The 12,312-nt window shown below is 44.6% G+C and carries 13 protein-coding genes; all 13 read right to left on the bottom strand.

Annotation, left to right across the window (positions count from 1 at the left end):
- The gene (locus BET10_RS13245; protein ID WP_070986058.1) at positions 1-441 is read right to left on the bottom strand and encodes a GPW/gp25 family protein; all 441 of its coding nucleotides are present in this window, start codon (positions 439-441) and stop codon (positions 1-3) included.
- Between the two features lie 3 nt (positions 442-444).
- On the bottom strand, positions 445-744 hold the full coding sequence (locus tag BET10_RS13240; protein WP_070986057.1) for a PAAR domain-containing protein: 300 nt from the start codon (positions 742-744) through the stop codon (positions 445-447).
- Between the two features lie 12 nt (positions 745-756).
- Entirely contained in the window at positions 757-2,541 is a 1,785-nt protein-coding gene (vgrG, locus tag BET10_RS13235; protein ID WP_070986056.1) for a type VI secretion system tip protein VgrG, read from the bottom strand.
- The gene (locus BET10_RS13230) at positions 2,538-3,215 is read right to left on the bottom strand and encodes a CIS tube protein (protein WP_205987532.1); all 678 of its coding nucleotides are present in this window, start codon (positions 3,213-3,215) and stop codon (positions 2,538-2,540) included. Before BET10_RS13230 ends, vgrG begins: the two co-directional genes overlap by 4 nt.
- Before the next feature lie 28 nt (positions 3,216-3,243).
- Positions 3,244-3,414, bottom strand: a complete 171-nt coding sequence (locus BET10_RS21510; protein WP_170829154.1) for a DUF5908 family protein — start codon at positions 3,412-3,414, stop codon at positions 3,244-3,246.
- A 37-nt stretch (positions 3,415-3,451) separates the two neighbouring features.
- The gene (locus tag BET10_RS13225; protein ID WP_070986054.1) at positions 3,452-3,928 is read right to left on the bottom strand and encodes a phage tail protein; all 477 of its coding nucleotides are present in this window, start codon (positions 3,926-3,928) and stop codon (positions 3,452-3,454) included.
- The gene (locus BET10_RS13220; RefSeq protein WP_070986053.1) at positions 3,918-4,382 is read right to left on the bottom strand and encodes a phage tail protein; all 465 of its coding nucleotides are present in this window, start codon (positions 4,380-4,382) and stop codon (positions 3,918-3,920) included. The genes BET10_RS13225 and BET10_RS13220 overlap by 11 nt, the downstream gene beginning before the upstream one ends.
- Before the next feature lie 60 nt (positions 4,383-4,442).
- Positions 4,443-6,020 (bottom strand): phage tail sheath family protein, encoded by a 1,578-nt coding sequence (locus BET10_RS13215; protein ID WP_070986052.1) that lies wholly within the window; start codon positions 6,018-6,020, stop codon positions 4,443-4,445.
- Between the two features lie 227 nt (positions 6,021-6,247).
- Positions 6,248-7,087, bottom strand: coding sequence for a hypothetical protein (locus tag BET10_RS13210; protein ID WP_070986051.1), 840 nt, complete (start codon positions 7,085-7,087; stop codon positions 6,248-6,250).
- Positions 7,087-7,656: a Pvc16 family protein gene (locus BET10_RS13205; RefSeq protein WP_070986050.1), complete on the bottom strand. Its 570-nt coding sequence runs from the start codon at positions 7,654-7,656 to the stop codon at positions 7,087-7,089. The genes BET10_RS13210 and BET10_RS13205 overlap by 1 nt, the downstream gene beginning before the upstream one ends.
- A 459-nt stretch (positions 7,657-8,115) precedes the next feature.
- Entirely contained in the window at positions 8,116-8,667 is a 552-nt protein-coding gene (locus BET10_RS13200) for a GNAT family N-acetyltransferase (RefSeq protein WP_070986049.1), read from the bottom strand.
- A gap of 69 nt (positions 8,668-8,736) precedes the next feature.
- Entirely contained in the window at positions 8,737-10,227 is a 1,491-nt protein-coding gene (locus BET10_RS13195; protein ID WP_083330543.1) for a dipeptidase, read from the bottom strand.
- 79 nt (positions 10,228-10,306) lie between these two features.
- Entirely contained in the window at positions 10,307-12,184 is a 1,878-nt protein-coding gene (locus tag BET10_RS13190; RefSeq protein ID WP_070986048.1) for a DUF885 domain-containing protein, read from the bottom strand.
- Positions 12,185-12,312: the final 128 nt, after the last annotated feature.

Here is a 12,312-nt window from a genome sequence, read left to right as displayed (position 1 = left end):
TTATGCCCTCACTGCCAAGTTGGTGCCTTCCAAAATTGAGAAAGGGAATACGTGGTTATGGCGGGTGTTGGTTTGTTTGATGGTGTATACAATACTGATCACCACTTTTGAGTCTGTGCCTGTGGTATAACTGACAACCACATCCTCTACTAAGATCCTAGGTTCATCATTGAGCAAGGTATAACGCACTGACTTTGCAATTTCTTCCTTGAGGGTGGCATCTTGAGCACGAAACAAGAAACTGCTGAGCTGACTGCCGTAATACGGCAACAGGCTGCGCTCCCCACGCCGGGTTTGCAAAATTAAGTCTATCGACTGATTGATGTTTATTTCACCTTCGTCCATCGCAACCTGATTAGAGACACTGGAAAAGGTTGGTGGAAACTGCCAGCCACGCCCTAAAAACTGACTCTGCTGTGCGGATGTCGATTTCTCTGCCATAAATTACCCGCCTATCATCACGGTAAAATCACCCAGTACAATCGAGCCACCATGCGCGGTGTTATCACCAATGCGCGCCGCTGGCATACCGCCAATCAATACGGTTGCCGAGCCTTTAATAATGCTATCTGGTGGGCCCACGCATACCAACATATCCCCGACTCTGGCCGCTGGTAACTTACCAATCAGTACGGTTGGACACCCAGGCCCCGAGATTGGCCCACCTACATGAGGAATAGGCGGTACACCCGGTGTTACCATCGGACACTCGTGAAAATCTGTTAGTCTGGCTGCTGGAGGCATAATGTTTTCCTATTAATTAATCATCACTATGGCGCCTTTGAGTGTAAGCTCTGCGCCCCCTTCGACTTGCGCTGACGCTGATCCTTTGGCACTGAGCTGTACGTCCGCTTCAGCGTTTACATTAAGCCCTGATACTTTCACATCGCCTGATTCAGCCTGCACATTTACCCCCATCGCACCTTTGATATTGACCGACTGGTCGGTCTGAATATTGATGCTTTTTGGGCTTTTCATATCAATGCCGGATTCGCTCATTAGGATGCTGTTTTCGCTCTGATCGGATATCTTGATCTGTTTATTTTTGTCATCCAGTACAATAGTATTGTTGGCATCTGTGGTGATGGTGAGAATGCTTTCTTTATCATCAAAAATGATCCGCAAGTTGCTTTTGGTCACGATGGCTTTTTTGCTGTTGTCAGAGTCGGGAGTCAACTCACTGTATGGTTTGCGATTTTCACTGTAGACACTACCAACAATAATGGGAAAACGAGGGTCCTGATTGAGAAAACCCACAATTACTTCATCGCCAATTTCAGGCAAAAAGAATGCACCGCAGCCACTGCTGGAATAAAAGTTAGTTAGTCTGGCCCATACGCCTTTGCCTTCATCGTTATAAAGCGGTAAGTCGACTAAAATTCGATACGCATTGTCAGGGTCTTCATCTATTTTTTTTACCGTGCCGTTATATAACCCACCTATTCCTGGTAAAAGTCCTGCGGCCTCGGGAGCGGTAACATCATGCTCTTGGACAAACCACACAGGCGATAACCCCAGTTCTACCGTGGTAAACCAGTTACCATCGGAAAAGTCATGTTCAACACTGGAAATGAAATGCTCCCCATTGAAGCGATCCCCCATGCCCGCAATGGTAATATATTTACCCACCTGAGCCTTGGCGTTGCCTTGAAAACGGGCATCGCCCATAATTTTTGACAGCTCACTTTTGAGCATTTGTCCTTTGGCCCATTGCGTCAGGTTATCGCTACTGACCGCTGCGGTAGTTTGCAACTCAAACTCAGATAACCCGACCACTTCAGCGAGTTTTTTACTGCTTAAATTACCAGGACCGGCAAGCGAGTTACTCGCCGTCGCCGAAATTATGGCTTGTGATTTAGCATCCCAAGCACTTGATTTTACTTCACTTAACTGAGTTACACTGTTGAGCTGAGCATTAATATGGTAAAGGTCTTCACCGTAAGTCACCGTCATTACAGAGCTGGTATCATCCGTTGGCGAAAATACCGACACCTTAGAATTGATTGTACTGACCACCATGCTGTTTACCTCAGCTCGACTGAGCAAAAAATCCCAATCTGAGGTGTAATATTGCACTAACTCAGGTAGCTCAACGGAAGTACTCGACACATCGGCGCTGAGGCTATACTGACCAATCAGCGTGCTGATAACATCACTGTCTTTTGTATTCTGATAGGCCGAATTTTTTCTCCCAACGGTCATTTTTATTGCCTTGTCGCGACACTCAACATTCAATAAAGGCCCGCTACCTGGGTTAACCTGCACCATTTGTTTGGTTACAATACCTGTAAATACGGTGCTGTTGGTTCCGTCATAACCCATAGCAATGCTGATTTCATTGCCCGGTACGAACGTGCTCGAACTGCTCACGGCAAAGCCTTCTTCTGAAGGATTTCCGTCTAATATTTCTATGGTGGCGCTGGCGATTCGATTGATATCCTGTCTGATCACCACACTGTGTACCTGCACCGTATCTGGAATGGTTGAGCCTTGCGATTTAATTTCCAGCGTGGCTACGCCACCGTTACTGTTATTACTCATGTTTGCTCACCCTGACTGCGCAATGGCGGTGCGCTTAACACACTACCCGCTTTTATATTTCTTAGCTTATTCAATTGATTAAATGCACCAAGTTGCACGTATAGGTCAGGATCTTGATAAACCTGTTGACTGATTTGTGGCAAGCTATCTCCCTCTACCACCGCGATGCGGTGCGTCAGATCAGGTGATTTTTTATCTTCTTCTTTGGCCGCGGTAGATGGGTCTAGATAAGAAGTAAAGCGCAATGAAACCTTGGCACGTAATGCGGTGCCATCTGGTTTGAAAAAGGTATAATTCGTATCAAATGCAGTCAGTACCCCCTGAAACGACAACCCCTGCCCCCAATACACTGTAACGTAGTTGGGCCGATGTATATCGCCATTGTAGGTGTACACCACTTTCTGTAATTGATTTAATTCAGTGGGTAAGTCGGTTCGTGTTGAGTCAACCACCCCCGTGCAATCCACCACTAAATCAAAACTCAACTTTTCGCCAGGCGTGGAACGATATTTAGAAGACAGCTTTCCCGAGTCGGGGGCTTGCTCTTCATTATAGTTAATACTTCGGTCTAGCTTCATTTGCTCTGGGTTGAGCATGACCACATACTCATCCACCTTAGACGTAAATTTTTCATCGCTGTATGCGACTATGCGCATTTTCTTTAAACTACCCACGCCACTATCTCCGTGCTTAATCTATGCCTTAGCGCTCGAATATTTTTTGCCTTTGTTTAAGGCCAAGCTGCTTCACACATTCTTGTACAATTTGCTGTTTAAGCTGCTGTACTTGTTGCTCTGTAAGTTCATGCCCCGGTGTTTCTTGGTGACTTTGGATGGCGGTTTTTATCACCAACTCTCTGATTTCAACGGCCATGCTCTGACTCCTCTAGTAAAGTGAGACCTAATCCAAACTACGCGTACAAGTCCATCTGTGGTGAGCGACTGTCTTCAACTTCAAAATATCGGTAGGAAAACTCGAGGGTTTCTATAAAAACCTCGCCATCTTGCGACTTCAGGTCGCTCGCTGACCATTTCACAGGGTAGGCTGCGATAAAATCCCACTGCATACTGACATTGCCCTTCTCATCCAATAGCCGAACTTTAATATCTTTGGTTTGGATGGGATTCGCTAAGCCATCGTCCAACGTGTCTTTTACCCAAGCGATTAATGACGACTCATCCGTGGTGACGCCCCGCTTGAGCACAAGGTTTGAGAAGGTTGTTATGGTGGGTAAACGGTATTTAAAACGGTTTTCTCCACCACACACCACATCCTCGCTCCCAAGCTCCTTGCTCAATCCCAGTACTTCCTGAAAAGCAGCATCACTGCTGCCCATCCCTGAGATTGAAACGCTGAAGTAAAAGCTAGTTTGTAGATTATGATCCATTGGTCACAATCAACTGTTCATGCGCTATTTCTAACGTATCAACGGCCACTTCATTACCATCCGACTTCAGATCCGTACCAGTGATTTTGGTCGGCCAAGCATTGTTAAGCTGCCATTGCATGGTGGTTTTGCCATCCTGATCGAGCAATTTGATTAACACCGTGCGACGCTTAATGGTGTTCATTTCAATCTCATCCATCCATTTCCAGAAATTGTTATCGTTAACAAAAATGCCACGCTTCATGGTGATATTGCCGTACTTAGCAATTCCCGGCATTTTGATTGTGGAGAACAACGTGCTGTTACTGTGACGGTACTCGATCACCTGAACTTCTTTGTCCATTCCTGAGACTTCCTGAAAAGCCACTTTTTGCAGTTCCGTTCCAAGGTCAACCTCGAAACGGAACTTGGGCATTGGCCACGTGCTGCCTTCTTTGCTGCCGTCATCTGCCATGGTATTTCCCCTTATATTTTTCTATAAATTGGTTAAACATAACTTCCTCAGCGCTGCGTGTTAGCCTGACTTAGCCATTTCCTGTTCGAATGAGATCACAATAAATTCGGCTGGGTGAACAATTGCAACTTTTACCGATACTTTCATAAACCCGTTGAGAATATCGTCGCTGGTCATGGTGGTACCTAAACCACACTCAACCTGAAACGCGTCTGACGCTTTGGCGCCTTGCAGGCCACCTTCTTTCCAGATACTCATTAAGAAACTGCCGATTTCACTCTTAACCGCACCCCAAGTGTTGGCATCATTTGCCGCAAACACGTATGCACGCGCGGCCAATTTGCAAGATTGCTCCAAGAAGGTCATGGTGCGGCGCACTGACACATAGCGCCAATCTTGTGAGTTACCGTCGAGCGTACGTGCGCCCCACACCAAAATGCCCTGTCCGTTGAAAAAGCGGATCGCGTTGATTGATTTACCAGACACCGCATCAACGTTCAGGCCAGCCTGCTGCGTATCATTCAAACGAATAGGCAATGAAGATGCACCAACAATACTGGTATTTGCAGGCGCGCCCCAGACACCTTTAACATTGTCATTAACGGTGTAAACACCGGCCATACCACCACTTGGCGGCAACAAATTGGCGTCGCTCAAAACATGATTAACAATTTGAGAATAAGTTTGAGATGCGTTTAATAGCGCGGCATTGAGTTGTGAGGTGGTCATCGAACCATCATTCGCTTCTATCATAGAAATGATTTTTGAAGCTGTAGGATTTGGCGCAGATGCAGGGTTCAACAGAGGCTCTAACTGTTTAACATCACCACCGAACAAGTTGGTGTAGTTAATCTCCGACGATTGCATAATAGTGGTGCCAATAAACGGGTAATACGCAACGCCGTAGTTCAAGCTGTTTGAACCAGTATTGTTTCTAAAGGTTTCTATGTCGTTGGTGTAGGTGATTGGGTCGGGCGTATTACCACCAATAACATCAAACATGCATACAGCCGTTTGCATAGAACCCGCTTGCAACAGCATTTCCTGCATCAAAGTACCGTTATCTGCAACCGATAATAGCGTCGCCTCTGGGCAGATATAAATTGTTGGCTCCTGCTCGTATTGCAACAGGTCAAGGCCACTTTTTAAGTCGCTCAACTTAACATTGGGGTTAACAATCTGCGCGCCCACATCGCCCGGCTTACCTGAAGCCGCACCATAAGTGCCCACTGACACAATGTATGCGTCTCCCCCACCATTTTGATAAAACAAACGCACACTGTTGTACAGGTAATAAATGCTATTTGGGTCTGGCACTATCGAATAATAACTGCCGCCGATCATCATGTAGTCGCCAGTAGTTGGCTTATCTTTTTGCTCTACTAAGTAATATTCAGGGCTATACTGGGTGGCTGGATCTGCCGGAGGCGGCGGATTACCATTCATGTAAATAGACTGAAATTCAGCGAAAGAGGTAATTTTTTGTGCCTTGTTGAAGTAAGACTTGCCCTGATACTCAGCCGTTGGTGTGTAACCAATGAACGCTGGTACCGCCGTTGCAACGGGGACCACTGAGTTAGGGAAGGCATTGACTTCATCAATGTACACACCGGGTGTTTTAATGTTGGAAGTTACCATAACATCGTTTGCCTTTTGTTCCTGTTTGACTAATTTCGTTTTCCTTCGACCAGTAAAGTGAAGTGAAAACCCTGCTTTGTCGTTACAGCTAGGCGTGAGTCACCACTGTATCGACTAGTTGTTTTACGGTATTTCACATGCCATATTTTTGAGTAAAACCCGTCAGATGGATTAACCCTAATCAAGCCATTGAGCTTGATACTAGTGTCACTCAATGGCTAAGCAACCTAGAAATAAACGTACATATGAGACTGCACACGCATCGAGCTCATCTCATTAAAGTCTTGCTGTGTTCCTAGGAACAATTGGTCGCATCTTGGCGCAGGTAACGCACTGATCACAGTACGTTTAATATAGTGTTCGCCTACCTTGTCTAAATGTTGAGTATCGACCAGTTCAAAACGAGGCTCTGGCACTTGCTTCAAGGGCAAGTTGAACTCTTTGCTGTCACTGAGCCAAGCAACCTCTCCGTCTTGAGTGGTATATGCATGGGGTTTTGAAAATGAAACCTCATTTAGCTTGTCGATTAACTGCGGATGAGATAAGCGCGTCTGTCCGCGCTGGATAAAGTGATATACCCACTGAGTTGAACGTGCCAATAAGCTTAAGCGATAGTGCTCAGTACGCATTAAATCACTAATATTGAAAACAACCTTTGCGATGGCCTGCTTGACAAAGCCCCCTTGCAAAGCGCCTTGTGATGCGCTATTTGTCAATAAAACCGCCTCTTGTCCATCAGATGAGGGGGCTGTTTTGCTACTGTCAAGTAGCAGTATGCCTTTCCAATCCATTGGCAAATCAGTAAAAGTTACAAACTCGCTCAGCGGCTGCAATATCCAAAACTCCAGTGCCGCTACCTCTTGGTTGTGGCTCAAGTAGTGCAAAAAGTCATCTTTAGAGGTGTTTTGGTTGCCATACAAACACCACGAGGAGTCTTCTTGGTGCAATGACATTTGATAACGGTTCAACCAGTGCTGGGTCGAAGGAGACGCCTGAAGTTGTGCATTTCGCCATTGATTATCAGCAAAATAGCTGTGCTCAAGAGTTAGACGAAAAAGCGTAAACATTACAGTGATGCCTCACTAGCTACATCCGTTACAGCACCCACACTGCCAGTCACTTGCAATGACTGCACCGCCACATGACGTATTTTATAGATGATCGATGGTTGATATTTCGCCCCCAACGCACTCCATAAATTATGCGTTTGCGTATAAGGCGAGTTTTCAATTTCAAACTGCAGTTGAACCAAATCCGACGGCATATTCGGAAAATCTTTTTTCGTCAAAGTGGGGTAGGCTTGGAAGAAAGCGACTGAGGCGCTTAAAAATTTCAACGCTTCATTGTATGAGTCAAAATGAGCCGTCAATAATATATCCAAGTTAAATCGTGTTGTTGGCTGTAACTGTTTGATCTGCTTGGATTGCACGGTTTGCTGACCACCATAAAACTGTTTATTCGTTTCATGTTCCAAATTGATTAACGTGATAACCAATTTGTTTTGATTGGCAAGCGGCGGTGTACCATTTGACTCGACCAAATGGTTCATAATCACGATGTCACTATCGAGGGCAAACTTTGTTCGTAATGTTTGGTTAAGTTGTTGCTCGACAAAACGTAAGGCTAAATCAATCACAAGGTCCTTCCAGCAAGAATCGCTCATCCATGTGGTTACGAATAAACAGCGTTTTAAAGTAAAAATAGTGTAACTAGAATGTTTAACAAAACAATTACACGTTATTACACGCTTTATGAATTTTTTCATAACCTACTGATTGACTGTAGAAAACACTTTGAAAATAGCAAGAAAAATAATAATTTTTCACTATCTTAGGTTACAAAGATAGTTATTTAGCACTTTATTACCACCTCTAAAAACACCCCAAATAAGTGCATAAATAGCAACAATCAAGATACTACTTTTGAGTTTAAATAGCCCATGTTGTTATAAAAGAAGGTTAAAAATTTAGGTAAACATATTGAGACGAGCTTGGTTGTTATTCATTTTGAGATAATGAGACACACCATCATCTGAAATTCTTGTAATGTGCTAATCGAATGCATAAGTATGTGAGGGAAAAGGGAGTGAACTCCCCTAGTCTATTGAGTTACTTACTAATTTCTTTCTCATTGGTACAAACTGAATACTTTCACCATTGTCCAGCGGGTAAGTAATCTCGCCACCGGTAACAAATCCATGGCGCTTGTATAACGGTATACCCGGTAATGTCGCCATCAACTCCAGAGCACGAAACCCTCTTGCTTTTACTTCACTTTCACAAGCGCTCATAATCATAGAAGCTATGCCTTTGCGAGCGAAGTCGGGTTTAACAAAAAATGCCCTGATCTTAGCAGCATCAAACTCTGGGTTTAGCACTTCTGCGCTTCTATTTTGTTCCTTATCGCTGCCAAATAGCGTTTTTCGGTAACTCCAGCCGCCACATGCAACCAATATCTGGCCACATTCCACAACAAAGTAAGTGCAATCAATAATAAGTTGAGAGTCTACTCCCCATGCATTTTTTAGCGCGCCTTCAATCTGTGCTTTGCTATACTTCTCGCATGCCAACTTACGCGCTGATTCCTCAATCAGCGCGCTTATTTGTGCAATATCGCTGTGCTTTGCTTTACGTATTTTAAATTCCATATATGCCTCGTAAAAGCGACATATGAATGCGACAATCGTGCTGCCGCATTCATAACTTACTGATAAACTTTACATGTTACCCAGTTCAATCATCATTGCTGTATACATACGTAAATTCAGTTCAAGCTGATCTACAGTGATATATTCATGTTCAGAGTGGCCGGTATACTTTTTACCAGGCATGGATGGGCCAAAACTGACTGCATTGTCAAATAACTTAGCATTAGTCCCCCCACCGATTGACACAAAACTCGCACTCTGATCGTTGGTATAGTGTTTAAAGATATCCAACAGTTTTTGAGCATGTGGCGCGTTGTCCAATAGCATAGGTTCACCTAACTCAACCTCAACATTGTGCAACGTCACTTGGTTGGTTTGCTGCCAGTTATCAATGGCTTGGTTAATTTGCTGCTCCAGCAATTGCGCTTGCTTGCCCACCGGTCGACGTAAATTAACTGATAAGACAATGTCATTGCCTTGACGTGTCAGCAGTGTCGGTGCAACCGTCATAGGACCCATAAACTCGTGGCTATAAGCTATTTCACCAAATTGTTGGCCATACAAGCCCGTCCCAATAAGCTGATTGATAAAGGTGACAGCCTGACCATCTGCGTTCGCTTCGAGGTTCACGCCACTGAACAATTGAGCAAGGTGAGCAATTGCGTTAACACCCGCTTCAGGCTCAGACGAGTGGGCTGATATACCTTTGACAGTCACCTTTACACCCTGAGTTTGTGGTGCAAAAGACACTTTAACCTCGCTCAAAGATTCGGCCTGTGCCTGCAACTGCTCGATAAGTGCCGCCGATGCATTATGCACGATTACGCTTGCGTCTTCAGGGATCTGGCTCTTAAATGCGCCGCCAGTCAACTCACTTACATATACGCCCGTACGTGCCGATTCACCTCTAAATGTGGGTTCGACCAAGCTCCAACCTTTTTCGGCAACCACAACGGGGTAACTGGCATCAATGGTTATGGCATACTTTGGCTGCTCATAGCTTTTCATGAATGCTTTTAGCGGTTCCCAGTCTGACTCTTCGGCCAAATAGATCATTAGTTCTATGCGATTGTTAAGCTCAACACCTTGATCTTTAATTGCTTTCATTGCGTAAAGCGCGGTTGCTATCGGACCCTTATCATCTTCAGTCCCACGCGCTATCAGCTTGCCAGGCTCCGTTGTTGAATCTAAGTGAAATGGACTTTTTTGCCATTTTTTAGGGTCCGCAGGCTGTACATCTCCGTGCGTTACGACCGTAACCTTTTGCGCTTGCTTGCCCAAGCCAATCAGTACCGTATGGCCTTCGTCTTGATAGTCCAAACCAAGCTGTGCAGCTTTCATCTTAAGCAGTTGTTTAAACCCGATAAAGTCTGGGTTGTCAGGAGTTTCTATGCCATCTTTATTTACCGTAGGAAACGACACCAGATTAGCAAGCGTATGGATCTGCGCTTGATGGTAATTATTAACTGCATACTCGGCGGTTTTCACACTGGTATCAGCTACATTAGCGTGAACGCTAGCTGCAAGCATCGTCGCTGCCATAAATACAAAACGATTCATGTTTATTTCCTTGATTCAATACACAACAAAGGGGGCTTGCGCCCCCTAATATAAAATTGGTGAAACGCCGCAATTAAGCTTATTTTTGCTTCTCAATCCAGCGTTTAACATCTTCTTCAACCAGTGCGAGTGGACGCGCACCCTTTAGCAAAATTAGATCATGGAACGCTTTTATATCAAATTTATCGCCTAGCGCATCTTTAGCCATGCTACGCAATTCAACGAGCTTTAACATACCCAATTTATAGCCCAATGCTTGTCCCGGCCATGCTATATAGCGATCAATCGCTGCAGTCACATCACTCATAGCGGTGCCCGTAGCCTCAGCAAAGTATTCTATGGCCTGCTGACGTGTCCATTTTTTATGATGTAGTCCCGTATCCACAACCAAACGTGCAGCGCGGTATACTTCTGCTTGCAAGCGGCCTAAATCGCCAAATGGGTCATTTTCATACATGCCCATTTCATAGGCAACCAGCTCTGAGTACAGTGCCCAGCCTTCAATGTAGCCATTGAATGACGCATTTTGACGCATCAGACCAATATCCGTTTGCAACATATTCAAAGCAATTTGAAAATGATGCCCAGGAACCGCCTCATGGTAGGTCAAAGTTTTCATTGCAAAACTCGGCACAGCTTTCATATCTTTTAAGTTAATTGCAAATATCCCAGGACGACTACCATCGAGTGATGGACCGTTGTAGTAACCACCTGGTGCACCTGCTTCAACGGCTTTTGGAATACGTTTTACTTCCACTTTTTGCGGTGGTAGCGTAGAAAATAACTCAGGTGCTCTTTTGTTAATGGTTTCAATTTCACCACGTAAGAAGGTCAGCAACTTTTCACGCCCTTCATCACTGTCTTCATATAAAAAGCGCGCTTCTTCATTAAGCTGCTTCATTCTATCGCCAACAGAACCTTCATTGTAGCCATTGGCTTTTAGGATCTCATCCATACGTTGTGTAATACGCTCAACTTCTTGTAAACCAACATTGTGGATTTGCTCAGCGCTCATGTCAGAATCAGCAAGATAGGTAATCGCGTGTTGATAATAGGCCTCGCCGTTTGGCTGTGCCCAGATCCCTACCTTTTCGGGCGCTTTACTCTCTAGCACCAGCATATCCTCGGTCACTCTCGCAAATGCTGGGTAAATTTTGTCGTTCACAATAGCCGTTGCTTGTTCGACCAAAGCCAGCTTAGCTTCTTGGGACAGCTCTGCAACTGCATCCAACTTGTCAGCAAACGACACTACCAGTGGGTGCTTTGGCGCATCCGGTGCGGTAAAGTTATTTAAATAACCTAACGTATTCGCAAACAAAGGTTTAGGTAAAATAACTCCTTTTTTTGCATCAGCATTCGCTTTTGAGCGCACTTGTTCTACCACTTTAGCAAAGGCATCGAGTCGGGCTATATAATCTTTAGCATCTTGCTCTGATTCAACCCCATGCTGATCTTTGAGGATATTAGGAAGATCCACTAACGGGCCAGACAACTGATTAATGATATAGGGTAAATGGCCACCCCACGTGTCAATATAGCCTGCTGAGAATTGACTGTGACCTGCATAATATCTCGCCAATACCTCATTCACTTTCACATGCAACATTTCATCTTCATTCAGCGGTAGACTCTGCAATTGTTTTAACTGCTTTGCCGCCTTGTTCATGTCAATTTGTAGCGCTTGCATACCCGCTAAAGAGTAATTAGGTAATCTAGAGGCATATTCACCATATTGCTCAGGTGAAAGTTTTAGCGATGTTGCTAAAGCAGGTTGATGAGTGATGAAAGTTTTTGTGTATTGGTCCACTACTTCGTTAACCGCATCGGTGCTCAATGTGTTGGCAACTTCAGTTGTGCTTTGGGCGACAGTTGAACCGGAACTAGTTTGGGCACTTTCTGATGAGCACCCAGCAAGGGCAAAAAGTACGGCAAAGCTTACTAAGCTCGCTTTTTTCATGACAAACTCCATTGGTAACGGGAAAAAGGCAACCCATTTAGTGTAATAGGTATCTGGTTTTTTATTATTATTAATACAAGCTCAATACCATTTTTTGCTTACAATATACAGTGTAATACGTTGAACGA

It is taken from the genome of Pseudoalteromonas amylolytica, assembly GCF_001854605.1.
Lineage (GTDB): Bacteria > Pseudomonadota > Gammaproteobacteria > Enterobacterales > Alteromonadaceae > Pseudoalteromonas > Pseudoalteromonas amylolytica.
Note: the sequence above shows the minus strand (reverse complement) of the source record. Positions and strands in the feature narration are given on the sequence as shown.